The 24,798-nt window shown below is 41.1% G+C and carries 22 protein-coding genes, 1 pseudogene and 1 riboswitch; of the genes and pseudogenes, 22 read left to right on the top strand and 1 reads right to left on the bottom strand.

Annotated features, from left to right (window positions below; all coding sequences use genetic code 11):
* From WYK_RS25715 to purD, 15 genes are all read left to right on the top strand, one after another.
* The coding region (locus WYK_RS25715; protein ID WP_235782521.1) for a hypothetical protein at nucleotides 1-197 on the top strand (197 nt) is incomplete at its 5' end.
* 310 nt (nucleotides 198-507) lie between these two features.
* Entirely contained in the window at nucleotides 508-1,065 is a 558-nt protein-coding gene (locus WYK_RS14820; RefSeq protein WP_040375252.1) for a DUF2179 domain-containing protein, read from the top strand.
* Complete coding sequence (locus WYK_RS14815; protein ID WP_040375251.1) at nucleotides 1,049-1,249, top strand: NETI motif-containing protein; 201 nt, start codon at nucleotides 1,049-1,051, stop codon at nucleotides 1,247-1,249. The genes WYK_RS14820 and WYK_RS14815 overlap by 17 nt, the downstream gene beginning before the upstream one ends.
* A gap of 79 nt (nucleotides 1,250-1,328) precedes the next feature.
* Nucleotides 1,329-1,429, top strand: a riboswitch (purine riboswitch).
* A 115-nt stretch (nucleotides 1,430-1,544) separates the two neighbouring features.
* Nucleotides 1,545-2,033 carry a 5-(carboxyamino)imidazole ribonucleotide mutase gene (purE, locus tag WYK_RS14810; protein WP_040375250.1) on the top strand — a complete coding sequence of 163 codons (489 nt, stop codon included), beginning with the start codon at nucleotides 1,545-1,547 and terminating at the stop codon, nucleotides 2,031-2,033.
* Nucleotides 2,017-3,177 (top strand): 5-(carboxyamino)imidazole ribonucleotide synthase, encoded by a 1,161-nt coding sequence (purK, locus tag WYK_RS14805; RefSeq protein WP_040375255.1) that lies wholly within the window; start codon nucleotides 2,017-2,019, stop codon nucleotides 3,175-3,177. The genes purE and purK overlap by 17 nt, the downstream gene beginning before the upstream one ends.
* Nucleotides 3,174-4,466, top strand: a complete 1,293-nt coding sequence (gene purB / locus WYK_RS14800) for an adenylosuccinate lyase (RefSeq protein WP_040375249.1) — start codon at nucleotides 3,174-3,176, stop codon at nucleotides 4,464-4,466. The genes purK and purB overlap by 4 nt, the downstream gene beginning before the upstream one ends.
* An 89-nt stretch (nucleotides 4,467-4,555) precedes the next feature.
* Entirely contained in the window at nucleotides 4,556-5,275 is a 720-nt protein-coding gene (gene purC, locus WYK_RS14795) for a phosphoribosylaminoimidazolesuccinocarboxamide synthase (protein ID WP_040375248.1), read from the top strand.
* Entirely contained in the window at nucleotides 5,268-5,522 is a 255-nt protein-coding gene (gene purS, locus WYK_RS14790) for a phosphoribosylformylglycinamidine synthase subunit PurS (RefSeq protein ID WP_040375247.1), read from the top strand. The genes purC and purS overlap by 8 nt, the downstream gene beginning before the upstream one ends.
* Nucleotides 5,519-6,205 (top strand): phosphoribosylformylglycinamidine synthase subunit PurQ, encoded by a 687-nt coding sequence (purQ, locus tag WYK_RS14785; protein ID WP_040375246.1) that lies wholly within the window; start codon nucleotides 5,519-5,521, stop codon nucleotides 6,203-6,205. Before purS ends, purQ begins: the two co-directional genes overlap by 4 nt.
* Complete coding sequence (gene purL, locus WYK_RS14780) at nucleotides 6,189-8,411, top strand: phosphoribosylformylglycinamidine synthase subunit PurL (RefSeq protein ID WP_040375245.1); 2,223 nt, start codon at nucleotides 6,189-6,191, stop codon at nucleotides 8,409-8,411. Before purQ ends, purL begins: the two co-directional genes overlap by 17 nt.
* Nucleotides 8,396-9,808 (top strand): amidophosphoribosyltransferase, encoded by a 1,413-nt coding sequence (gene purF / locus WYK_RS14775; protein WP_040375244.1) that lies wholly within the window; start codon nucleotides 8,396-8,398, stop codon nucleotides 9,806-9,808. Before purL ends, purF begins: the two co-directional genes overlap by 16 nt.
* Nucleotides 9,809-9,826: 18 nt before the next feature.
* Nucleotides 9,827-10,861, top strand: a complete 1,035-nt coding sequence (gene purM / locus WYK_RS14770; RefSeq protein ID WP_040375243.1) for a phosphoribosylformylglycinamidine cyclo-ligase — start codon at nucleotides 9,827-9,829, stop codon at nucleotides 10,859-10,861.
* Between the two features lie 10 nt (nucleotides 10,862-10,871).
* Nucleotides 10,872-11,468, top strand: a complete 597-nt coding sequence (purN, locus tag WYK_RS14765; RefSeq protein ID WP_040375242.1) for a phosphoribosylglycinamide formyltransferase — start codon at nucleotides 10,872-10,874, stop codon at nucleotides 11,466-11,468.
* The gene (gene purH / locus WYK_RS14760; protein ID WP_040375241.1) at nucleotides 11,465-12,997 is read left to right on the top strand and encodes a bifunctional phosphoribosylaminoimidazolecarboxamide formyltransferase/IMP cyclohydrolase; all 1,533 of its coding nucleotides are present in this window, start codon (nucleotides 11,465-11,467) and stop codon (nucleotides 12,995-12,997) included. The genes purN and purH overlap by 4 nt, the downstream gene beginning before the upstream one ends.
* A gap of 80 nt (nucleotides 12,998-13,077) precedes the next feature.
* Entirely contained in the window at nucleotides 13,078-14,349 is a 1,272-nt protein-coding gene (purD, locus tag WYK_RS14755; RefSeq protein ID WP_040375240.1) for a phosphoribosylamine--glycine ligase, read from the top strand.
* A gap of 45 nt (nucleotides 14,350-14,394) precedes the next feature.
* Here purD and WYK_RS14750 read toward each other — a convergent pair whose 3' ends face one another.
* Nucleotides 14,395-14,649, bottom strand: a complete 255-nt coding sequence (locus WYK_RS14750) for a YgaP family membrane protein (RefSeq protein ID WP_040375239.1) — start codon at nucleotides 14,647-14,649, stop codon at nucleotides 14,395-14,397.
* A 166-nt stretch (nucleotides 14,650-14,815) separates the two neighbouring features.
* Here WYK_RS14750 and WYK_RS14745 point away from each other — a divergent pair, with 166 nt between their 5' ends.
* The 7 genes and pseudogenes from WYK_RS14745 to WYK_RS14715 all read left to right on the top strand — a co-directional run bounded on the left by WYK_RS14745 (nucleotide 14,816) and on the right by WYK_RS14715 (nucleotide 24,734).
* Nucleotides 14,816-16,561 (top strand): adenine deaminase C-terminal domain-containing protein, encoded by a 1,746-nt coding sequence (locus WYK_RS14745; RefSeq protein WP_040375238.1) that lies wholly within the window; start codon nucleotides 14,816-14,818, stop codon nucleotides 16,559-16,561.
* Nucleotides 16,562-16,601: 40 nt separating this feature from the next.
* On the top strand, nucleotides 16,602-17,630 hold the full coding sequence (locus WYK_RS14740; protein WP_328286294.1) for a DUF3048 domain-containing protein: 1,029 nt from the start codon (nucleotides 16,602-16,604) through the stop codon (nucleotides 17,628-17,630).
* A 19-nt stretch (nucleotides 17,631-17,649) separates the two neighbouring features.
* Nucleotides 17,650-17,952, top strand: a complete 303-nt coding sequence (locus WYK_RS14735; protein WP_040375236.1) for a YerC/YecD family TrpR-related protein — start codon at nucleotides 17,650-17,652, stop codon at nucleotides 17,950-17,952.
* Between the two features lie 553 nt (nucleotides 17,953-18,505).
* Nucleotides 18,506-19,189, top strand: a complete 684-nt coding sequence (gene pcrB, locus WYK_RS14730; RefSeq protein WP_040375235.1) for a heptaprenylglyceryl phosphate synthase — start codon at nucleotides 18,506-18,508, stop codon at nucleotides 19,187-19,189.
* Nucleotides 19,190-19,271: 82 nt separating this feature from the next.
* Nucleotides 19,272-21,515 (top strand): DNA helicase PcrA, encoded by a 2,244-nt coding sequence (pcrA, locus tag WYK_RS14725; RefSeq protein ID WP_040375234.1) that lies wholly within the window; start codon nucleotides 19,272-19,274, stop codon nucleotides 21,513-21,515.
* Between the two features lie 28 nt (nucleotides 21,516-21,543).
* Nucleotides 21,544-23,549: pseudogene (ligA, locus tag WYK_RS14720) on the top strand (NAD-dependent DNA ligase LigA).
* Nucleotides 23,550-23,561: 12 nt separating this feature from the next.
* Nucleotides 23,562-24,734, top strand: a complete 1,173-nt coding sequence (locus WYK_RS14715; RefSeq protein ID WP_040375233.1) for a CamS family sex pheromone protein — start codon at nucleotides 23,562-23,564, stop codon at nucleotides 24,732-24,734.
* Nucleotides 24,735-24,798: the final 64 nt, after the last annotated feature.

Genomic DNA, 24,798 nt, shown 5'->3' with positions numbered 1-24,798 from the left:
AACAAGAAAGAAAAGATCAGCTGCATAGCTGGTCTTTTTTTGTGGTGTTTTTTTCGTATAGTCAGAAGAAAGTGACGCATGTTCGTGGTGCCCTATGGGGTATTTTAGTGCTAAAATCGTGCCCAGACGGGAATACGGCCCTCTCAGACGGGAATAAGGTCACACTAGACGGGATTAACAGCCGGAATAGCCGATAAATAGAAAAAATCTCCCCCACGAAAATCTAAAAGTCAGCATGCTTTCTTAAAAAAGAGATCTCCCAAAGAAGTAAGTTAAAAGGATAACCCCAAATAACCAACTGGTAACTATTTCTAAAGGTAGTCTAATATAATAATATTTTCCATTATGCTGTATTTTAATCTTGCAAATACATAGTAGAGCTGTATCATTAGTAGGTATGAAATCCTTATCTATAAGTACTACATACATGTTGGGCAGGAATGTTTGGCTGATGAACGTGTGATACGTGTAAATTAGGGTAAAATAAAATAGATAGGGGCGGGTACAGTGCTAGAAAACAGTGTTATTATGGTACTCATTATTCTTATAATTAATATTGTATATGTAACGTTTTTTACAATTCGAATGATTCTTACTCTTAAAGGTTATCGGTATCTGGCTGCATCAATAAGCATGATAGAAATAGTTATTTATGTGGTTGGGCTGGGGCTTGTATTGGATAATTTGGATAAAATTCAAAACTTAATTGCCTATGCAGTGGGTTATGGTATTGGTGTTATAGTGGGAATGAAGATTGAAGAGAAGTTGGCAATAGGATATATTACGGTTAATGTGATTACTGCTGATTATAAAAATAATAATCTTTCGAAAAGAATAAGGGAAAAAGGTTTTGGTGTGACAGATTGGATGGCTCAGGGGCTTGAGGGCGATCGAATGGCGCTGCAGATTTTGACGCCGAGAAAATATGAGTTGAAATTATATGATACGATTAAACAGCTTGATCCGAAGGCTTTTATAATCGCTTATGAGCCGAAAACAATTCATGGTGGTTTTTGGGTTAAGTCAGTTAAGAAGGGACGATTATTTCGTGACGCAGAAAAGTAAGAAGACGTTTGAAGTGGCAAAAGGGGAAAGTATTGATTCTTGTCTTGAACGAATGAAGGCAGAAGGGTATGCTCCAGTGCGGCGGATTGAAAAGCCAATTTTTGCTGAACAAATTTCGGATGGAATTACTCAATACGAGCCTGTAGATCGAAAAATAGTTTTTGAAGCCAAAATTATTCAGTAAAACACGAACATTAAATTTAAAATTTTGATTAATATTCGATATTTTCTTGACAGGCATTTAGGGTAATGGTTAAAATGTAACTAATGATATAGAAGTCTCTCATATAATCCAGGGGATATGGCCCAAAGTTTCTACCCGATAACCGTAAATTATCGGACTATGAGAGAAAGATGAACGTTAGGACCATACTCTATTTTTATATTTAAGGGTAATCCGGGCAGACACTTTCTCTTTGGAGAGTTTCTGCTCGGATTTTTTTATTTAATCCACTACCAGCATTGTTGGAGGCGAAGGAATGAGACCACAAGTTGGCGTTATTATGGGTAGCGTTTCAGATTGGGAAACAATGAAGTATACCTGTGAAGTCTTAGAACAGTTACATATACCATTTGAAAAGAGAGTAGTGTCCGCACACCGGACTCCTGATTTAATGTTTGAGTATGCTGAGAATGCCAGAGATAGAGGATTGAATGTGATTATTGCTGGTGCAGGAGGGGCAGCGCATTTGCCTGGGATGATTGCATCCAAAACAACAGTTCCGGTGATTGGCGTACCGGTGCAAACAAAGACGCTTAATGGAATCGATTCATTATTATCAATTGTTCAAATGCCAGGCGGCGTACCAGTTGCGACTGTGGCTATTGGAAAGGCTGGAGCGACAAATGCAGGGTTGCTTGCAGGACAAATCCTTTCTATAAATAATCCGGCAATCGTAGAGGGGTTAGAAGCTTTACGACATGAAACGAGGGAAAAGGTATTTGAGAGCAGTGAGCAGCTTAAATAAGCAAGTTATAGGGCCTAATCAAACAATCGGGATAATCGGAGGTGGTCAGCTGGGAAGAATGATGGCGCTGGCTGCTAAAGCATCAGGATTCAAGATTGCCGTATTGGATCCAACGCTTGGTTGTCCGTGCGGGCAAGTAGCTGACTATGAGATAACTGGTGCATACGATGATTTGGCTAGTCTAAGAAAACTTTCTACAATTAGTGATGTCATTACTTACGAATTTGAAAATGTGAGTGCTGAGGCCCTTGAATGGTTGAAGGAACATGCTAATTTGCCACAAGGAACGGAACTACTGAAGATTTCACAGGATCGGTTACGTGAAAAAACAGCCATAAAGGCGGCTGGAGTTCCTGTTGCTCCATATTACCCTATCCATTCAATCGAAGAAATTTACGTTTCTGTTGAGAAATTAGGCTATCCGAGTGTGTTAAAAACAGTTCGGGGAGGCTATGATGGAAAAGGGCAGTTGGTGATTCGAGAAGAGTCTGATATAACTAAAGCGAGTATTCTAGTAGAAAATGGCACTTGTGTCCTCGAAGCATGGGTACCTTTTGTTAAAGAAATCTCGGTCATTATGACTCGTAAGGCAAATGGTGACCTGACTCATTTTCCTGTCGCTGAAAACATACATCAAAATAACATATTGCATCAAACCATTGTTCCAGCCCGAATTACACAGGAAGCCGAGCAAAAAGCAGTACAACTTGCGAGAAAACTTGCTGAAGAACTTCATTTGGTCGGAACCCTTGCCGTAGAAATGTTTTTGACAGAAACCGGTGAATTAATTGTCAACGAGCTGGCACCACGGCCGCATAATTCTGGACACTTTACAATTGAGGCTTGTGAAACCTCTCAATTTGAGCAGCATGTCCGTGCTATCTGTAATTGGCCGTTAGCTAATACGACATTATTAAAACCCGTTGTTATGGCTAATCTTCTTGGGGAACATCTTGATGGCGCGCTCTCCGCTATTACGGAACAAAAGGATTGGAAATTCCATCTGTATGGAAAAGAAGAAGCTAAGCCAAAAAGGAAAATGGGCCATATCACTTTATTGCGCCCCACAATTAAACAAGCATTAGCCGAATTAGAAGCTAGTCGGATTTGGAAGCATCAGGTTGAAACGGAGGAAATAAAATGATAGAACGGTATACTCGTCCCGAAATGGGCGCGATTTGGACAGAAGACAATCGATTTAAAGCATGGCTGGAGGTAGAAATTCTTGCTTGTGAAGCATGGTCGGAATTAGGTGCTATCCCAAAAGAAGATGTAAAGTTACTTCGTGAAAATGCTTCTTTTGATACAAAACGTATCAAGGAAATTGAAGAAGAAACGCGTCATGATGTGGTGGCTTTTACAAGAGCAGTTTCAGAATCCCTTGGTGAAGAACGGAAATGGGTTCATTATGGTCTTACCTCAACAGATGTTGTGGATACGGCACTATCTTATATCTTGAAACAAGCAAATGAAATTTTGTTTGCTGATTTAGAACGTTTTATTGAAATCTTAAAAAATAAAGCTATCGAACATAAGTTTACAGTCATGATGGGACGTACACATGGAGTCCATGCAGAGCCAACCACCTTTGGGTTGAAGCTTGCGCTTTGGCATGAAGAAATGAAACGTAATCTAGAACGCTTTAAATCCGTTTGTAAGGGCATTGAAGTTGGGAAAATGTCTGGTGCAGTCGGTACATTTGCTAATATCGATCCGTTCATCGAAAGCTATGTTTGTGAAAAGCTTGGTCTTGAAGCTGCACCGATTTCAACTCAAACTTTACAGCGTGACCGTCATGCGGATTATATGGCAACACTGGCTTTAATTGCTACGTCCATTGAAAAGTTTGCTATCGAAATCCGCGGGCTGCAAAAAAGTGAAACACGTGAAGTAGAAGAGAGGTTTGCTAAGGGTCAAAAGGGCTCATCTGCGATGCCTCATAAACGAAATCCAATTGGTTCAGAAAATATGACCGGTCTTGCCCGTGTTATCCGCGGCTATATGCAGACTGCTTACGATAATGTACCACTTTGGCATGAACGTGATATTTCTCATTCATCTGCTGAACGTATTATTCTTCCGGATGCGACGATAGCCTTGAATTATATGCTTAATCGCTTCGGGAACATCGTGAAGAATTTGACTGTTTATCCGGAGAATATGAAACGTAATATGGACCGTACGCTTGGCCTGATTTATTCACAACGTGTATTACTTACATTAATTGATAAAGGGCTAGCCAGGGAAGAAGCCTATGACACCGTTCAGCCAAAAGCAATGGAATCGTGGGAAAAACAAGTTCCTTTCCGTACGCTTCTTGATAACGATGATAAAATTACTAGTTTATTATCTAAAGAAGAGTTGGATGAATGTTTTGATTACCACCATCATTTAAAACAGGTTGATTACATCTTTGATCGCTTAGGGCTCTAAAAATAGTGCTGCTGGTAAGATATCCAGCAGCCTTCTTTAAAAAAACTAGAGTGAAAATTGCCAATATTGCTAACATGGGGGCCTTAATCATGGAAAAACGAGAACTACTGTATGAAGGAAAAGCGAAACGAATTTATGCAACAGAAGACCAGGAAATTGTGTGGGTAGAATATAAAGATTCAGCAACGGCATTTAATGGCGAAAAAAAAGCGGAAATTGAAGGTAAAGGTGCTCTGAATAATGGGATTACCAGTTTACTATTTTCAAAGCTGCAGCAATCGGGTATTTCCTCTCACTTTATAAAATCCATTTCCGAACGTGAACAACTGGTCAAGAATGTCTCCATTATTCCGCTTGAAGTAGTCGTACGTAATATCGCAGCCGGAAGTTTGGCAAAGCGTCTTGGATTCCCAGAAGGTCAGCTTCTCAAAAAACCGATTGTCGAGTTTTATTATAAAGATGATGCATTAGGCGATCCGTTACTTACAGAAGCACATATCAATGAACTAGCAGTGGCAAGCAGTGAGGAAGTTAAAGTTCTTAGGACTAAGGCACTTCAAGTGAATACCGTTTTATCAAGCTTTTTTCAAAAAATTGGCGTCCTTCTGGTCGATTTTAAACTGGAATTTGGCAAACTTGCCAATGGTGATATCCTGCTGGCCGACGAGATATCTCCCGACACATGCAGGCTCTGGGACAGTGAAACGAAAGAAAAGTTCGATAAAGATGTATTCCGACGCGATTTAGGGAGTTTAGTAGAGGCTTACGAAAAAATCTATGCAAAGCTAAAGGAGACTCAACATGTATAAAGTAAAAGTTTACATTACCTTGCGTGAAAGTGTTTTAGATCCACAGGGAACGGCAGTTAAACAATCGTTACACAGTATGACCTACAATCAAGTGCAGGATGTTCGGATCGGTAAATATATGGAACTTAGTATTGAAGATACAACAACAGATGTGGATCAGTTAGTTAAAGAAATGTGTGAACGCCTGCTGGCTAATACAGTCATTGAGGACTATCGCTATGATATTGAGGAGGTTGTCGCGCTGTGAAATTTGCCGTAATCGTATTTCCCGGCTCCAATTGTGATGTTGATATGTATCATGCAATTAAAGATGAACTAGGAGAAGAAGCGGAATATGTTTGGCATACTGCGGATAACTTAGATCAATTTGACGGAATTCTTTTGCCTGGCGGCTTTTCATATGGTGATTACCTACGCTCAGGGGCTATTGCTCGGTTTTCGACAGTGATGACAGAGGTGGTTAAAGCGGCAAATGCAGGTAAGCCTGTACTTGGAATATGTAATGGATTTCAAATTCTTCTTGAAGCAGGTCTTCTGCCTGGAGCGATGCGTAGAAATCGTGATTTGAAATTTATCTGTCGTCCGGTTCAGCTGCAAGTTGAAAATGCTGAAACGGCTTTTACAAACAGCTATTCTCAAGGAGATGTCATTAATATCCCCGTAGCACATGGAGAAGGAAATTATTATTGTGATGAAGTAACTTTAGAAACGTTGAAAGCTAATAATCAAATTGTATTTACCTATAAGGGTGACAATCCAAATGGCAGTCTTGAGAAAATTGCCGGAATTATTAATCAGCAGGGAAATGTTCTTGGGATGATGCCTCACCCTGAGCGTGCCGTTGATTCGCTGCTTGGAAGTAATGACGGATTAATGCTGTTTCAATCGATCGTTAAGAACTGGAGGGAATCACATGTCGTTAATGCTTGAGCCAAGCCCAGAAATGATTAAGTCAGAGCGGATATTTGCAGAAATGGGATTGACGGATGAAGAATTTGCGATGGTGGAAAAAATCCTTGGACGTACGCCTAATTATACAGAAACAGGTTTGTTTTCGGTTATGTGGTCAGAGCATTGTTCGTATAAAAACTCTAAGCCTGTATTGAGCAAGTTTCCAGTCACAGGTAAAAAAGTCCTTCAAGGTCCAGGAGAAGGCGCTGGAATCGTTGATATTGGGGATAACCAGGCCGTAGTATTTAAAATTGAGAGCCATAACCATCCCTCTGCGATTGAACCTTATCAAGGAGCAGCAACGGGTGTCGGAGGGATCATTAGAGATGTTTTTTCCATGGGATCCCGCCCAATTGCCATGTTGAACTCTTTACGCTTTGGCGAGCTGGATAACCCAAGGACCAAATACTTGTTTAAAGAAGTTGTCGCTGGAATTGCTGGGTATGGGAATTGTATGGGCATACCAACTGTTGGAGGGGAGATACAATTTGATCCATCATATGAAGGAAACCCCCTTGTAAATGCTATGTGTGTTGGATTAATTAATCATCATGAAATTCAAAAAGGTCAGGCTCGCGGTATTGGGAATACCGTTATGTATGTCGGTGCTAAAACCGGGCGTGATGGGATACATGGCGCAACTTTTGCCTCAGAAGAATTGACAGAAACATCTGAAGCCAAACGGCCTGCAGTGCAGGTGGGTGATCCTTTCATGGAGAAGCTGCTTCTTGAAGCATGCCTTGATTTGATTAAATCGGATGCACTTGTTGGAATTCAAGACATGGGTGCTGCAGGATTAACGAGTTCTTCAGCAGAGATGGCCAGTAAGGCAGGGTCTGGAATTGAAATGAACCTTGATCTTATCCCGCAGCGTGAGACAGGAATGACCGCTTACGAAATGATGCTTTCAGAATCTCAGGAACGGATGCTTATTGTTGTGAAAAAAGGGCGCGAACAAGAAATCAGAGAGATATTTTCTAAATATGATCTTGAGGCAGTAGCAGTTGGACAGGTAACAAAGGAAAAGAATTTAAAACTGACGCATAAAGGCTCAATCATTGCCAATGTTCCTGTGGATGCGCTGGCTGAAGAAGCTCCTGTTTATCATAAACCATCAAGTGAACCAGACTATTTCCGAGAGTTTCAAGCTATGACTATTCCAGCACCACAAATTTCCGATTACAAGACTACGTTGAAAGATTTGTTGTCACAGCCGACCATCTCAAGTAAAGAATGGGTTTATGACCAATATGACTATATGGTACGAACAAATACAGTTGTAGCACCAGGTTCAGATGCTGCTGTCGTTCGGATCCGTGATACTAATAAGGCTTTAGCTATGACAACGGATTGCAATTCCCGCTACCTCTACCTTGATCCAGAAATGGGTGGAAAGATTGCGGTTGCTGAAGCAGCTCGTAATATCATTTGTTCTGGTGCAGAGCCGTTGGCTATTACAGACTGTTTAAATTTTGGCAGCCCGGAGAAACCAGAAATTTTCTGGCAAATTGAAAAAGCAACTGATGGCATGAGTGAAGCGTGTCGTACGCTGCAAACACCAGTCATTGGCGGAAATGTCTCTCTTTATAACGAAACAAATGGAGTAGCCATCTATCCAACACCTGTAATTGGGATGGTTGGATTGATCAGTGATTTAGCTCATATAACCACACAGGAATTCAAACAAGCCGGGGATTTAATTTATGTAATTGGCGAAGCAAAATCTGAGTTTGGCGGAAGTGAGCTGCAGAAAATGATTGATGGCAAAATTTCTGGACCGGCACCTGTTATAGACCTTGCCGTGGAACAAAAACGCCAACAGCACATTCTTCAAGCGATTCAACTGGGATTAGTGGCATCCGCACATGACATTGCCGAAGGCGGATTTGCCGTAGCGGCAGCAGAATCATTGTTTGGTCAAAATGGACTTGGAGCTGAAATAGTCATCAAAGGTGATGTGATATCAGCTCTATACGCAGAAACGCAATCACGATTTATTCTTTCAATAAAACCGGAAGATAAAGAAGGGTTTGAAGCACTTGTGGAAGATGCCTCCCTGGTTGGGACAGTCACACATGATGCAACATTAAAAATGGTGAATGAAGCGGGAATAAATTTGATAGATGTAGACGTTTCTGAATTACATGCTGCTTGGAAAGGAGCCATTCCATGCTTGCTGAATTAAAAGGACTAAATGAGGAATGCGGTGTTTTTGGAATCTGGGGTCATGAGGATGCTGCACAAATTACCTATTACGGATTGCATAGTCTGCAGCATCGAGGACAAGAAGGCGCTGGGATTGTTGAAATGAACGACGATCAGCTAACATGTGTCAAAGGTGAAGGGCTCGTTACAGAAGTCTTTACGACGGAGAAAATGAAAAACCTCAGTGGGAGAGCGGCAATTGGCCATGTTCGATATGCAACAGCAGGCGGCGGAGGATATGAAAATGTCCAACCGCTGCTGTTCAACTTCCAAAGCGGCGCCATGGCATTGGCTCATAACGGTAATCTGGTCAATGCAAATCAATTAAAATCACAGTTAGAAGCTCAGGGGAGTATATTTCAGACTTCTTCAGATACAGAAGTACTTGCACACTTAATTCGTAGAGGCGGTTTTGCAACACATAAAAACCGACTTAAAAATGCATTGAGTATGCTAAAAGGTGCATATGCTTTTCTAATTATGACTGAGACAGAAATGATGGTGGCGTTAGATCCCCACGGTTTACGTCCATTATCTATTGGTAAGCTTGGTGATGCCTATGTTGTCGCATCGGAGACATGTGCGTTAGATATCGTAGGTGCGAAATTTGTTCGTGATGTGGAACCTGGTGAATTAGTCGTTATTAATGATGACGGAATAACATCTGAGTACTTTTCCATGTCCTCCCAACGGGCGATGTGCACGATGGAGTACATTTATTTTGCCCGTCCGGATAGTAATATTGAAGGAATTAATGTTCATACTGCGAGAAAGAATCTCGGAAAGCAGCTGGCAAAGGAAGTAACCATTGAAGCGGATGTAGTAACAGGAGTTCCTGATTCTAGTATTTCCGTCGCAATTGGCTATGCTGAGGCAACGGGGATGCCTTATGAACTTGGATTAATTAAAAATAGATATGTAGGCCGGACATTTATCCAGCCTTCACAGTCTTTACGGGAACAGGGTGTAAAGATGAAATTATCAGCCGTAAGAGGAGTAGTTGAAGGCAAGCGGGTGGTAATGGTTGATGATTCAATTGTTCGGGGAACGACAAGTAAGCGAATTGTAACCATGCTAAAGGAAGCAGGAGCAAAAGAGGTCCACGTTCTGATCAGCTCACCTCCGATTAAAAACCCCTGTTTTTATGGCATTGATACCTCAACTACATCCGAATTGATTGCCTCTGAAAATTCAGTTGAAGAAATTCGGCAGTTGATTGGTGCTGATTCACTCACCTTCTTAAGTGTTGAAGGTACCGTTGAAGGAATTGGTCGATCGTTTGATGGTAAGACTCATGGTGCTTGTATGGCTTGCTTTACTGGCAATTATCCAACAGAAATTTATGAGGAAACACGTGAAGGATATCTGAAATGCTGAGTATGAGGAGGCAATATTGTGTCAAATGCATATAAAGAAGCTGGCGTAGATATAGAAGCGGGCTATGAAGCCGTTTCACGTATGAAAAAGCATGTCCAAAAGACAATGCGTACGGGTGTTATGAGTGGGCTAGGAGGCTTTGGCGGCATGTTTGATTTGTCGACGCTAGGGCTAAAAGAACCAGTGCTGGTTTCAGGAACGGATGGAGTCGGCACCAAATTGCTTCTGGCAATAATGATGGATAAACATGATACAATTGGGATTGATTGTGTAGCTATGTGTGTGAACGATATTATTGTCCAGGGAGCTGAGCCTCTTTACTTCCTCGATTATATTGCATGCGGGCAAGCGGACCCAGAACGAATTGAACAGATTGTCAAAGGGGTAGCCGATGGCTGTGAACAGGCAGGCTGTGCTTTAATTGGCGGTGAAACGGCAGAAATGCCGGGAATGTACTCGTCTGAAGAATATGATGTAGCTGGATTTGCTGTTGGGGCTGCAGAGAAAGCACAGTTAGTGACAGGTGAAACGATTCAAGCGGGAGATGTTGTGATTGGTCTAGCGTCTAGCGGCATCCATAGCAATGGCTACTCATTAGTTCGTAAAGTTCTTTTACAGGATGCAGGAATGGACCTTAGCGAAAAGGTCGAGGAGCTTGGTTGTTCACTTGGCGAGGAACTTCTTAAACCAACGAAAATCTACGTGAAATCAATCATAGCTGCCTTAAAACAATATGACTTAAAAGGTCTGGCCCATATTACCGGTGGAGGGTTTATTGAAAATATTCCTCGTATGCTGCCAAATCATCTAGGGGTTGAGATCATTCTAGACTCATGGAAGATTCCGACCATTTTCAATTTGCTTCAAGAAAAGGGCAAGCTCCGTTCAGCTGAAATGTTTAATGTATTTAACATGGGAATTGGTATGACGATCGTAGTGAAGGAAACCGAAGCAAATCACCTATGTCAATATTTTAATGAATTAGGTGAAGAAGCATCAATCATTGGAAGAGTGACAAACATTGCCGGTGTGTCTTTTCGGGAAACGGTGTAAGGAGGCAGTCATGAAAAAGATTGCAGTATTTGCATCAGGGAACGGGAGCAATTTTCAGGCCTTGGTTGAAGCAGAGAAAACAGGTGTACTTGGTGCGAAAATCAGTCTGCTTATTTGTGATCAACCAGAAGCGTATGTGTTGAAAAGGGCTTCGGCTGAACGGATTCCTTTTCTATGTGTTTCACCAAAATGTTATTCATCTAAAGTAGCCTATGAACAAGCCTTATTAGAACAGTTAAACAGAGAAAATATCGATTTCATCCTTCTTGCTGGGTATATGAGATTGATAGGAGCGACATTATTACAAGCATATCCGCGAAGAATCATAAACATCCATCCATCACTTCTTCCGGCCTTTCCAGGTAAAGATGCAGTTGACCAGGCTGTTAATGCTGGTGTTAAGGTAACGGGGCTGACGGTCCATTATGTCGATGAGGGAATGGATACTGGTCAAATCATTGCACAAAGAGCTGTTGAGATTGAAACAGGAGATACGAGGGAAAGTATACAGAAACGCATACAACTGGCAGAGCATCAAGTATATCCTGCCGTCGTACAGCAATTGCTGCACGACTGTATAAACTTAAACTTGGAGGGTTCAAAATGAAACGTGCACTAATTAGTGTTTCAGATAAAACAGGAATTGTAGAATTTGCAAAAGGATTAATTGAAGCAGGATTTGAAATTATTTCAACAGGGGGAACTAAAAAGACGTTGCTTGATCATGGTCTTGAAGTCATCGGCATCAGCGATGTTACCGGTTTTCCTGAAATTCTAGATGGTCGTGTCAAAACGCTGCACCCAAACGTACATGGCGGACTTTTAGCAAGACCGAACGATTCAGCTCATCTAGCTCAACTGGAAGAACATCAAATCCAGCCAATTGAGCTTGTTTGCGTTAATTTATATCCATTCCAACAAACGATTGCTAAACTTGACGTTACACCTGAGGACGCAATTGAGAATATTGACATTGGCGGGCCGACGATGCTGCGCTCCGCGGCAAAGAATCATGAGCATGTTACAGTCGTGGTTGATCCAGCTGATTATCCTGGTGTTATTGCAGAACTTAATGAAAATGGACAGGTGTCACCAGCGAAGAAACGCCAATTTGCTGCGAAGGTTTTCCGTCATACGGCTGGCTATGATGCGGTGATTTCTGAGTATATGACCGAGCTTGCTGGTGAGGAAAACCCAGAAAGTTTAACGATGACATTTGATTTAAAACAAACACTACGTTACGGAGAAAATCCGCATCAACAAGCCTCATTTTATAAAAAACCACTTGGTTCTGCTTTTTCAATTGCTTATGCGGAACAATTACATGGAAAAGAGCTTTCTTATAATAATATTAATGACGCTGATGCAGCCCTGCAAATTGTTAAAGAGTTCAATGAACCGGCTGCAGTTGCAGTTAAACATATGAATCCATGTGGTGTTGGAACTGGAGATACGATTGCTGCCGCCTTTAAAAAAGCCTTTGATGCGGATTCTACATCGATTTTTGGCGGCATTATTGCACTGAATAGAGAAGTGGATCTTGAGACAGCCAGTATGTTAAAGGATATTTTCCTTGAAATCATTATTGCACCAAGCTTTACACAAGAAGCATTTGAAATCCTAAGTGTTAAAAAGAATATCCGGCTGTTAACTGTCTCTTTTGACAGTGGTGTTAAAGACGAACGGAAATTCACCTCGATTCAGGGAGGACTTCTTGTCCAAGATCGTGATACATATGGCTTTGAAGAGGCAACGATCACTGTGCCTACCAAGCGTCAGCCTACCGAACAAGAATGGGAAGATTTAAAGCTTGGCTGGAAGGTCGTTAAGCATGTTAAGTCTAATGCAATTGTAGTTTGTGGAGAAGGTATGACATATGGGGTTGGTGCTGGGCAGATGAATCGTGTAGGTGCAGCCAATATCGCTCTTACTCAAGCGGCAGAAAAAGCAAAAGGTGCCGCATTAGCATCAGATGCCTTTTTCCCTATGGACGATACGGTTGAAGCAGCAGCAAAAGCAGGAATTACTGCGATCATCCAACCAGGAGGTTCAGTGAAGGATGAAGATTCAATTAAAAAAGCAGATGAATATGGGATTACCATGGTATTCACTGCCGTCCGACATTTCAAACATTAATTGAAAAAAGTTGTTCGGATTTGTGCTAAAAAGGGTATAAGAGACTTACTGGCATGACTAACTGAAAACGGGGTGGTCCTATGAAAGTTTTAGTGATTGGACGCGGCGGGCGAGAACATGCCCTAGCCAGAAAGTTTCATGAAAGTAAGAGCGTGTCAAAGGTGTTTGTTGCCCCAGGGAATGCTGGGATGGAGGACGTAGCCGAGCTCACAGCGATTGATGAAAGTAATCACGATGCGTTAATTCGGTTCGCTAAGGAAAACGATATAGCGCTTACCGTTATTGGAGCCGAAATTCCATTAATTAATGGACTTGCTGATGAATTCACTAATGAAGGATTAACCGTTTTCGGACCGAGTGCACGTGCGGCTGAAATCGAAGGGAGTAAAACATTTGCCAAGGATTTAATGAAAAAATACGATATTGCTACGGCTGCTTATGAAACATTTACGGATTTTGAAAAAGCAAAATCCTATGTGGAGGAAGTCGGTATACCGATTGTTATTAAAGCAGATGGATTGGCTGCTGGTAAAGGGGTAGTTGTTGCCAAAACAATGGAGGACGCGATTGAAGCCTTACAGGACATGCTTCTAAATGCTAAGTTTGGAGATGCATCTCAAAAAGTGGTCATTGAAGAATTTCTTGATGGTGAGGAATTCAGTTTGATGTCGTTTGTGAATGGTGATCGAGTTTATCCACTGGCAATCGCTCAGGATCATAAGCGTGCCTATGATGGTGATAAAGGACCGAATACTGGAGGGATGGGGGCCTATTCTCCTGTCCCGCAAATTCCAGATGTTATTGTATCCAAGGCGATTGAACAGGTAGTTAAACCTGTTGCAGAAGCACTTATTGAAGAAGGAAGATTTTTTACCGGCGTTTTATATGCTGGGCTGATCGTAACCAAAAAAGGAACAAAGGTTATTGAGTTTAATGCAAGATTTGGAGATCCTGAGACGCAAGTAGTCTTACCGCGTCTTCAAAACGATTTGGCAGAAGCAATGCTTGCTGTGCTAAGACAAGAGGATTATAAACTTGTCTGGGATCAACAACCCGTTTTAGGAGTAGTTGTTGCTTCTAAAGGGTACCCGAGTGAATATGAAAAAGGCTGCAAAATTTCTGGTCTACATTACATTAGTGAGGATGTTCATATTTATCACGCTGGTACAAAGAAAGATGAAGCTGGTGAATACATGACTGACGGTGGTCGTGTGTTACTGGTGACAGGAAAAGGTAAAGACTTGTTATCAGCACAGACTAACGTTTATCGGGAACTGGAGAAGTTGCATAATGATGGCTTATTCTGGCGTAAAGATATTGGCCATCATGCTATCCAATTCGACTTTTCTTGATAAGTAAAACACCCCCTTCCATTAGGAAGGGGGTGTTTTACTTTATCAGTGGCGGTTCGGGAGGAATTCACTTTCTTCTGAATCCATCTTTTTTTCTAGACCTTCTTCAACCATATCAGTAACCGGGCAATACCTTAGAATTCCTTCACCAATTTTCATTCCTGATAGCATGGCCACGATTAAATAAGAATTATTCCACGGTTTTTTCGCTAATTTAGCCCCAGCCCACGTTAAGCAGGTAAATCCACATGTGATCCGAAGTAATGCATTCATAATACTGATATTAGGTGTGAATTTCATGTTGATGTCTCCTTTATTTAATATTATTTTTGTAAAACGTTAATGTGTTGCGTGGGAGAATATGGTATTATAAAGAAAATCAGAATAATCTTACTCTAATTCAATTAATAGTATATTATTATTCATAAAAATACCTGGAAAAATAGTAGCAACTGGAGGATTCGTTATGTTAGAACAGCGATATAGATGGAAAAACAAAGATTTACGTGAACATGTTGAAGTACTAGATGGAAGTAAAGCGCCGACGATTTTACTCCATAACGCAGTCTACCTCAACCAATATTTAAGAAAATGGACGAAAGCAAACATCTGGATATATGATGATCGAATTGTCTATGTTGGAGAAAAGTATCCCGATGATGTAGAGGGCTGTGAAGTTATTAATTGTGAAGGCCGCTTTTTAGTGCCAGGTTATATAGAGCCCCATGCTCACCCGTTTCAGTTATATAATCCCCTTACGCTTTCTCAATATACATCTAAATATGGAACGACAACTTTACTAAATGATAACCTGATGTTGTTTTTACAATTAGATAAAAAGAAAGCGTTTTCTTTATTAAAAGAACTCCGGACAATCCCAGCAACCATGTATTGGTGGTGTCGTTTTGACGGACAAACAGAACTTTTGGATGAGGAACTGATTTTTACTCACGGCGAGGTAAAGGCATGGCTTGAGCATGACGCAGTTTTACAGGGTGGAGAACTAACAGGATGGCCGCGGCTTTTAGACGGCGATGATATGATGCTTCATTGGATTCAAGAAACAAAACGAATGAGAAAGAAAATTGAGGGTCATTTTCCAGGTGCATCAGAAAAAACATTGGCTAAATTGATGCTGTTTGGCGCGGATTGTGATCATGAAGCTATGTCAGGCGAAGAAGTAATGAACCGTCTGATGCAAGGGTATACGGTTGCGCTTCGTCACTCGTCCATTCGTCCAGATTTACCAAAACTTTTAAAGGAAATTCAAGAACTTGGTATTAACCAGTTTGATAAGTTTTTCTATACGACGGATGGTTCTCCTCCATCCTTCCATGAAGAAGGATATACAGATCAATTAATTAAGATAGCCATTGATAGTGGTGTACCGGTCATTGATGCTTATAACATGGCGACTATTAACATTGCTCGGTATTATAATATGGAGTATTTGCACGGCAATATCGCTACAGGTAGAGTGGCGAATATTAATTTCTTATCAAATGAAAAAAATCCTACCCCTGTTTCTGTTTTGGCAAAGGGACAATGGGTAAAGCGGGAAGGCGAGTGCCTGCCCAGTAAAACAACTATAAACTGGAAAGACTTTCAATTAGAACCCTTAGAGCTTGAATGGGACATTGATGCGGCAAGGGATTTTGAATTTTCAATGCCCTTTGGAATAGAAATGGTGAATGATGTTATTCTTAAGCCATATTCAGTTGTGACAGACGTTTCTTTCGATGAATTGTCATATAAGGACGATCAATGCTTTTTTGTCATGATTGACCGCGGTGGGAAATGGCGGATTAATACGATTATTAAAGGATTTGCAAATAAGTTGAGTGGATTTTGCAGCTCGTTTTCCAATACAGGGGATATCGTCATGATTGGTAAAAGTAAAAAAGATATGGTCCTGGCTTTTAATCGTATGAAGGAATTAGGCGGCGGTATAGTGCTGGCTGAAAATGGTAAAATTAGTTATGAAATGGAGTTACCACTAAACGGAATAATGTCTACTAAGTCAGTAGAGACACTTATAAAAGAAGAGCTGGAATTAAAAACACTATTAGAGCAAAAAGGATATCGTTTCAACGATCCAATCTATACGCTATTATTTTTCTCAGCCACACACCTGCCTTATATTCGAGTAACTCAGCTTGGAATCTATGATGTAATGAATAAAACTGTACTCTTTCCCTCGATAATGCGTTAAAATGTGAAAGAGAGGGAATTCTCAACAGCAGGGAGTGTGAATGATGAAGGTAAAGATGTTATTTGTTTTATTAGCCTCTTTATTATTAATTACCGGCTGCACCCAAACAGAAGAAGATCCCAAACAGCCTTCCGAAAAAACGAAAACAACTAAAAATAGTGAACAAAAATACCCGTTAACAGGGATTAGCACCAATGAGGATATTGATAGAAGAGCAATTGCAGTCACGATTAACAATCATCCGAAAGCAAGACCTCAAACGGGACTAGCTGATGCAGATATCGTTTACGAACTACTGGCTGAAGCCAATATCACTCGTTTTTTAGCAGTGTATCAAAGTACCTGGCCTGAAGAAGTCGGTCCGATTCGCAGTGCTAGAGACTATTTTATTGAACTTGCTAAAGGACTGGATTGTATTTATGTTTGTCATGGCAATAGTCCTGATGCAAAGACGATGCTTGCTAATAATTATATTGAAGCACTTAATGGCTTGAAGTATGATGGAACATTATTTACGCGATCGAACGATCGAAAAGCACCGCATAATTCGTACATCACTTTTGCGAATATTGAAAAAGGGGCTGAACAGAATTCATTTGACCTGACTGGAGCGCCCGAACCATTTTCCTTCTTAAGTGAAGAAAAGGCCGGAAAACTAGCTGGTGACGAAGCTTTATCTGCACGCGTTTCTTATGGTAACAGCTCTTATAATGCTAGTTACGAGTATGACGAAGAAGCAGGAAAGTATCAACGGTATTCCGATGGTGAACAGACTATTGAGGCGGAGGTTCAAACTCCCATCCTCCTTGATAATCTTCTTATTATTGAGGCGCCGCATAAGGTAATTGACAAAGAAGGACGCAGAAATATTGATCTTACTGCCGGCGGCAATGGGTATCTGCTTCAAAAAGGTAAAGTAAATGAAATTCAATGGGTAAATAAAAATGGAAGAATTGTTCCTATGATTGATGGGACAGAAGCAGGGCTTATCACCGGAAAGACTTGGGTTAACGTCGTTCCTGCAGATCCTGGTCTCGAAGCAACCGTTACTTTGAATGCCAAAGAGTAATTAAAGAAGGAGTTAAACTATGCAAATTGATAAATTAAAAGGAAAAGATTTAGACCAATTATTCACCGCCATTCTATCCCTAAACGATATGGAAGAATGTTATCGCTTTTTTGACGATTTATGCACAGTAAATGAAATTCAATCTCTGGCTCAACGCCTTGAAGTAGCAAGAATGCTCAAAGAGGGCAAAACCTATCATAAAATAGAAACAGAAACAGGTGCCAGCACCGCAACCATTTCACGCGTAAAACGCTGCCTAAACTATGGAAACGATGCGTACTCCATGGCCCTTGATCGAATCAAAGAAGAAGTAAAAGAATAAACCATAACGAAAGGCGGGAAGCTTAAAATCCTGCCTTTTTATTTTTTCAAGTAGTGAAGACAATCCCCCGCTGTTCTAAAAATGGCGGGGCTTACCATCTTAGAGGACTCCCCCTAAAAAGTGCTCCACCCCAAGCAAAGTGACAAATTTTCAAATAAACACTACAGTGATACCTCTCTGGGTATTATTTGCTCAAAATTAGCGTCGAGACGGGAATAACGCTTGTCCAGACGGGAATAACTGCTGAGAAGGTAACAAAATAGAGGAAATACCCCCGCTGCAACTACAACTAAGCGGGCCATCTTTAGGTTCCTCACCCTATTTCCTTCGCAGTCAAAACGGGGTACTTACGTTTTTCGTTTGTCTAACTCCAGCACCCCAGACCGCTGTGGAAAAGAGGAGAGTCCCCAAAAGGCAAAGGGCGCCTTTAGGTTCCTCGCCCTATTTCCTTCGCGGTCAAAACGGGGTACTTACGTTTTTCGTGTTATATCTTTTTTTATGAAATTTCTTAATGCTATAATGGTGTAATGGGAAGTAGATAGGAGGATGTATGATGTACGATTTTCGCGAGTGGAAGCATGCTTTCAAACTCGATCCAAATAAAGAGATTACGGATGAGTCGTTAGAGAAAATCTGCGAATCCGGTACCGATGCTATTCTTGTTGGGGGCAGTGATGGAGTTACGTTGGAAAATGTTCTTGACTTGATGGCCAGAGTCCGCCGTTATACGGTTCCTTGTGTGTTAGAGGTGTCATCACTTGAGATTGTTACGCCTGGTTTTGATTTATATTTTATTCCAAGCGTTTTAAATAGTACTGATCCTAATTGGATGATGAAGCTTCATCAACAGGCTGTAAAGGAGTATGGCGAATTGATGGATTGGGATGAGATGTTCGTGGAAGGGTATTGCATCATGAATCCGGATTGTAAGGCTGCAGTATTGACGTCCGCGGATACGAATCTGGATGCCGAGGATGTCGGTGCCTATGCCATGATGGCCGAAAAAATGTTTCATCTGCCAATATTTTATTTAGAGTATAGCGGCAGTTATGGAGATGTGAATACAGTGCAGACAGCTAGTCAGAACTTGGAGGAAACCGTCCTTTTTTATGGAGGCGGTATTAATTCACCTGAGAAGGCGGCAGAGATGGCGCGTTTTGCTGATGTAGTAGTTGTTGGAAACATTATATATGAAGATCTTGCCATCGCACTCACAACGGTTGGTGCAGTAAAATAGATGTTCCTGCGTGTTGGCAAGAATCAGCAGAACAGGGTATAGTATAGTAAGGAACAAATGTTCGATTGAGGTGGGATATAGAATGCAATATTTAGCAGAGAAATTACTTAAAGGATTAAATGATCAGCAGCAAGCAGCAGTAAAAGCTACTGATGGCCCGCTATTAATTATGGCTGGTGCAGGATCCGGAAAGACACGGGTTCTTACCCATCGTATTGCTTTTCTAATGGTTGAAAAGGAAGTGGCTCCGTGGAATATCTTGGCCATTACCTTCACAAATAAAGCAGCAAGAGAAATGAGAGAGAGAGTTCGTACTATTTTAGGCGGGGCTTCTAACGATATCTGGATTTCAACGTTCCACTCCATGTGTGTCCGTATCTTAAGACGTGATATTGATCGGATAGGGTACAATCGGAATTTCTCCATTTTGGATACATCTGATCAACAATCGGTGATTAAACAAATTCTAAAAGATAAAAATTTGGATACAAAAAAATATGATTATCGAGCATTACTTGGTACGATCAGTTCGGCGAAAAACGAATTGGTTACGCCTGAGGAGTATTCAAAAACGGCTTCTGATTTTTTTACAAAGGTTGCTGCCGATGTCTATACTGAATACCAAAAAAGGCTCCGGAAAAATCAAGCACTGGATTTTGATGACTTAATTATGAAGACGATCCAGCTCTTTCAGCGTGTGCCGGAAGTCCTTGAATATTATCAGCGTAAGTTTCAATATATCCATGTTGATGAATATCAGGATACGAACAGGGCTCAGTATATGCTTGTGAAATTAATGGCATCTAGATTCCGTAATCTATGTGTAGTGGGTGACTCTGATCAGTCGATTTATCGTTGGCGGGGAGCGGACATTGCCAATATTTTGTCCTTTGAAAAAGATTATCCGAATGCGACGATGATTTTCTTAGAACAAAACTATCGGTCCACAAAACGGATTCTTGACGCTGCAAATAACGTCATCGGCAAGAACCAGAACCGTAAGCCGAAGAACCTTTGGACAGAAAATATGGAAGGCAGTAAGCTGTCTTATTTCCGTGCGGATAGTGAACAGGGTGAAGCACAATTCGTAGCTGGAAAGATTAACGATCTTGTGCGTGACGGTGAACATAAATATGCGGATATCGCCATTCTTTACCGAACTAATGCCCAATCACGGGTTATGGAGGAAGTTCTGCTCAAATCGAATATTCAATACAGCATCGTGGGCGGAATTAAGTTCTATGATCGGAAAGAAATTAAGGATATCCTAGCGTATCTCAGGCTGATTGCCAATCCTGACGATGATATTAGTCTGCGTCGTGTCATTAATGTTCCTAAGCGTGGAATTGGTTCAACTTCTCTAGATAAAGTAGCAGATTATGCGGCTATGAGTGACTTGTCCATGTATCAAGCTTTGCAGGATATTGAGATGATTGGCCTGAGCGGCAAGGCAGCTAAGGAAGCTAGAGGGTTCCGAGACCTCATTCATAACTACACGAATATGCAGGAATACTTATCGGTTACTGAGCTTGTTGAAGAGGTTATCGAGAAAACAGGCTATCGTGATATGTTGAAAATCGAAAAAACAATTGAATCTCAGACAAGACTAGAAAATATTGACGAGTTTTTATCAGTTACTAAATCATTTGAAGCACAAAATGATGATAAAACGCTTGTTGGGTTTTTAACAGATCTGGCCTTAGTGGCAGATATTGATCAACTTGATGATACTGAAGAAGCACAGGATTCAGTTACCTTGATGACGCTTCACTCAGCAAAGGGACTTGAATACCCAGTAGTCTTTTTACTAGGACTTGAAGAAGGCGTATTCCCTCACAGCCGTTCGCTTATGGATGACGATGAGATGGAAGAAGAAAGACGTCTGGCCTATGTGGGGATTACTCGTGCAGAGAAAGAGCTGTTTATTTCGAATGCGCAAATGCGGACGTTATACGGCCGGACAAATATGAATCCAGTTTCAAGATTTATTAAGGAAATTCCTGAAGAATTACTGGAAGACTTACAACCGCCTAAACCGAAAAAGGTAGAGAAAAGTTTTGGGACAGGTTTATCAACAAGACCTATTCAATCGGGCGGGTCAAGAAGAACGCCATCGTTTGGGAAAGCAGTTACTGCTCCTTCTTCAACTGGTGGAGACGAAATTGGCTGGAAAGTCGGCGATAAAGCTGCACATAAAAAATGGGGTACTGGAACTGTCGTCAGTGTGAAAGGTGAAGGAGAAGGCAAGGAGCTGGATATTGCATTCCCTAGCCCTACAGGCATAAAACGATTGCTTGCTAAATTTGCTCCAATCGATAAAGCCTAATGATAATAAATCAGAAAGGGATGAATAAATGGATCTGAAAAAGGCTGAAAAGCTGGTTGCTGATTTACAAAATCTCTTAAACCAATACAGTTATGAGTATTATGTGCAAGATAAGCCCTCCGTGCCAGATGCTGAATACGATCGGCTGCTGAGGGAACTGATTGAGTATGAGGAAGCTTTTCCTGAATTAAAAACCCCAGATTCACCTACACAACGAGTAGGCGGTACAATTCTTGATATGTTTGAAAAAGTGGAACATCGTTCACCGATGCTTAGTCTGGGCAATGCATTTAATGAAGATGACCTGCGCGATTTTGATCGTAAGGTTCGTCAGGCAGTGGGGGACAAGTATTCATATGTATGTGAACTGAAAATTGATGGGCTTGCTGTCACCCTGCAGTATGAAGCTGGCTATTTCACCAGAGGAGCCACTCGAGGTGATGGTAGTGTTGGTGAGGATATTACCGAGAATCTTCGTACGATAAAATCGATACCATTAAAGCTTAAAGAACCTGTCTCCATTGAGGTTCGTGGTGAAGCCTTTATGCCGAAGCGCTCATTTGAAGCCCTTAACAAAGCCAAAGATGACCAAGGGGAAGAACCGTTTGCTAATCCGCGTAATGCGGCTGCAGGTTCGCTTCGACAGCTCGATTCAAAGCTTGCAGCAAAGCGGAATCTTGATATTTTCCTGTATGCTATTGCTGATTTAGGTGAAACAGGCGTGGAATCACAGAGTGAAGGTCTGGATTTATTAGATCGCTTAGGATTTAAAACCAATCAAGAACGAAAAAATGTTCATCCATTGAAGAAGTTCTAGCTTATATTGAGGGATGGGTTGAAAGACGTCCTAATCTTGCCTATGATATTGATGGAATTGTTATAAAGGTTGATTCACTACAGCAGCAGGAAGAGATGGGAAGAACCGCAAAAAGTCCAAGATGGTCTATTGCATATAAATTTCCAGCTGAAGAAGTGGTTACAACCCTTCGCAGTATTGAATTAAATGTTGGGCGGACAGGTGTTATCACTCCAACTGCTATCTTGGATCCTGTCCGAGTAGCGGGTTCAACCGTTCAGCGGGCAACCCTTCATAATGAAGACTTGATTCGTGAAAAAGACATCAAAATTGGTGATCAGGTCGTTATTAAAAAAGCGGGCGATATTATTCCGGAGGTAGTCAATGTTTTAGCTGATCGTCGTACAGGTGAGGAGATTGACTTCGCCATGCCGACAGAATGTCCAGAATGTAATAGTGAGCTTGTGCGGCTGGAAGGGGAAGTGGCCTTGCGCTGTCTTAATCCTCAGTGCCCTGCACAAATACGTGAAGGACTAATCCATTTTGTCTCCCGTAATGCCATGAATATTGATGGTCTAGGTGAGAAAGTAATCAGCCAATTATTCAGTGAGCACTTAATTCATGACGTTGCAGGTCTATATAAGGTGACGTATGAGCAGCTGATTGGAATGGAACGAATGGGCGAAAAGTCGGCTACAAACTTGCTGAAAGCTATTGAGTCTTCTAAGTCAAACTCGCTGGAGCGGTTATTGTTTGGGCTGGGTATTCGACATGTTGGTTCAAAAGCAGCGAAAACGTTAGCACAGTATTTCGAAACAATGGATGCCTTAAGTCAAGCACAATTAGAAGAATTAACAGCTATTAATGAGATCGGTGAAAAAATGGCAAGTGCGGTTGTTGCCTATTTTGAAAACGAGGAAGTACAACTCCTCTTGTCTGAACTGAAAAAAGCTGGAGTCAATTTTTCATACACAGGACCAAAGCTTGCAGCCTTTGAAACGATTGATTCGGTGTTTTCCGGCAAGACGGTGGTATTGACCGGTAAACTCCATCAAATGGGACGCGAAGAAGCAAAAGAAAAGCTTGAAGCACTTGGGGCTAAAGTGGCTGGCAGTGTTAGTAAGAAAACGGATTTATTAATTGCAGGTGAAGATGCCGGTTCAAAGCTTAAGAAAGCAGAAAGCTTAGGTATTGACGTGTGGGATGAAGATAGACTGATTACAGAATTAAAGAGTTAAGAGGGTGTAGGCATGAAAAAAAGCTTTTTTGTGGGGTTAGGTGTTGCAATACTTCTTGCAGGATGTGCACCTCAATTCGATGATGGTGAAGAAGAAATTGTCCAAGATAAAGCTGAAAAAACAGAAAAAGCGATTATTCCTAAGTATCAAATATCGGATGATTATTATAAGATGCTCTTACCTTTTGAAGCTTCGCAGGCTCGCGGTTTAGTTGTATCAAATCTAAATACCCGCTATGACATTGAAGAGTTTGAAACAGGATTAATGCGTATTTCCCAAAAGGACTTTAATCAAGATAAGTATTATTTCAAAGAAGGACAAGTATTAAACAGCAGTACCATTAGTAAGTGGCTGGAACGTAAATATACAGACGAGCAATTAGACAAGAAAAAACTGAAGGCAAGCGACAATCTTGGATTGAATCCGGTCGATACACAAAAGGGTGATGTCAAGACTCGTAATGAAAAGAACCCTATCTATCTGGCACATATCCTAGAGCATGATTATCTAATTAAGAATAAAGACAATCAAGTAAGTCTTGGTGGAGTTGTAATCGGCCTTGCGCTTAACTCCGTACATTATTATCAAAAAGAAGAATATGGAGCTACCTATGATACGTCTATTTCAGACCAGAAGTTAGAATCAGAGGGGAAAAAGATTGCGGCAGAAGTTCTTAAAAGACTTCGGAAGACAGATGAATTGAAAGACGTGCCAATTACGATTGCGCTGTTTAAGCAGGTAGAAAAATCATCGGTTATTCCGGGCAACTTTATTAGCTTTACTCATGTAAATAAAGACGGAAACAGCATTGGTAAATGGGAGAATGTTGATGAGAAATACTATGTACTTCCTTCAACAACTGCTGAGAAAGAACACCGTGATGATGTTACGATGTTTAAGAAATTTAAGCAAGATGTTGAAGAATATTTTCCAAACTTTAATGGAGTTGTCGGACGTGCCTTTTATGTGGACGAACAGCTGCAAGATCTTAATATAGAAATACCCATTCAATTTTATGGTAACTCGGAAGCAATCGGATTTACCCAATACTTAACGGGCCTTGTGATGGAACATTTCCCTGATTACGTTTCTGTACAGGTATCTGTCACATCTGTGAATGGACCAGAAGCGCTGGTTGTAAAAAAAGCTGGCGAAGATGAACCATTTGTCCACATTTATAAATAACGAATGATGCCCAGCTTATGCAGCTGGGCTTTTTTTGGTTGTCATTATGGTGAATCTAGAAGGT

Source organism: Peribacillus psychrosaccharolyticus ATCC 23296, from assembly GCF_000305495.1.
In the GTDB taxonomy this organism is placed as follows: Bacteria; Bacillota; Bacilli; order Bacillales; family DSM-1321; genus Peribacillus; species Peribacillus psychrosaccharolyticus.
Note: the sequence above shows the minus strand (reverse complement) of the source record. Positions and strands in the feature narration are given on the sequence as shown.

Excerpts from the sequence above, each read along its gene's own strand:
- purE (WP_040375250.1), top strand. The coding sequence starts at position 1,545 with ATGAGACCACAAGTTGGCGTTATTATGGGTAGCGTTTCAGATTGGGAA.
- purB (WP_040375249.1), top strand. The coding sequence starts at position 3,174 with ATGATAGAACGGTATACTCGTCCCGAAATGGGCGCGATTTGGACAGAA.
- purC (WP_040375248.1), top strand. The coding sequence starts at position 4,556 with ATGGAAAAACGAGAACTACTGTATGAAGGAAAAGCGAAACGAATTTAT.
- purS (WP_040375247.1), top strand. The coding sequence starts at position 5,268 with ATGTATAAAGTAAAAGTTTACATTACCTTGCGTGAAAGTGTTTTAGAT.
- purL (WP_040375245.1), top strand. The coding sequence starts at position 6,189 with ATGTCGTTAATGCTTGAGCCAAGCCCAGAAATGATTAAGTCAGAGCGG.
- purF (WP_040375244.1), top strand. The coding sequence starts at position 8,396 with ATGCTTGCTGAATTAAAAGGACTAAATGAGGAATGCGGTGTTTTTGGA.
- purN (WP_040375242.1), top strand. The coding sequence starts at position 10,872 with ATGAAAAAGATTGCAGTATTTGCATCAGGGAACGGGAGCAATTTTCAG.
- purH (WP_040375241.1), top strand. The coding sequence starts at position 11,465 with ATGAAACGTGCACTAATTAGTGTTTCAGATAAAACAGGAATTGTAGAA.
- purD (WP_040375240.1), top strand. The coding sequence starts at position 13,078 with ATGAAAGTTTTAGTGATTGGACGCGGCGGGCGAGAACATGCCCTAGCC.
- WYK_RS14750 (WP_040375239.1), bottom strand. The coding sequence starts at position 14,649 with ATGAAATTCACACCTAATATCAGTATTATGAATGCATTACTTCGGATC.
- WYK_RS14745 (WP_040375238.1), top strand. The coding sequence starts at position 14,816 with ATGTTAGAACAGCGATATAGATGGAAAAACAAAGATTTACGTGAACAT.
- WYK_RS14740 (WP_328286294.1), top strand. The coding sequence starts at position 16,602 with ATGATGAAGGTAAAGATGTTATTTGTTTTATTAGCCTCTTTATTATTA.
- WYK_RS14735 (WP_040375236.1), top strand. The coding sequence starts at position 17,650 with ATGCAAATTGATAAATTAAAAGGAAAAGATTTAGACCAATTATTCACC.
- pcrB (WP_040375235.1), top strand. The coding sequence starts at position 18,506 with ATGTACGATTTTCGCGAGTGGAAGCATGCTTTCAAACTCGATCCAAAT.
- pcrA (WP_040375234.1), top strand. The coding sequence starts at position 19,272 with ATGCAATATTTAGCAGAGAAATTACTTAAAGGATTAAATGATCAGCAG.
- WYK_RS14715 (WP_040375233.1), top strand. The coding sequence starts at position 23,562 with ATGAAAAAAAGCTTTTTTGTGGGGTTAGGTGTTGCAATACTTCTTGCA.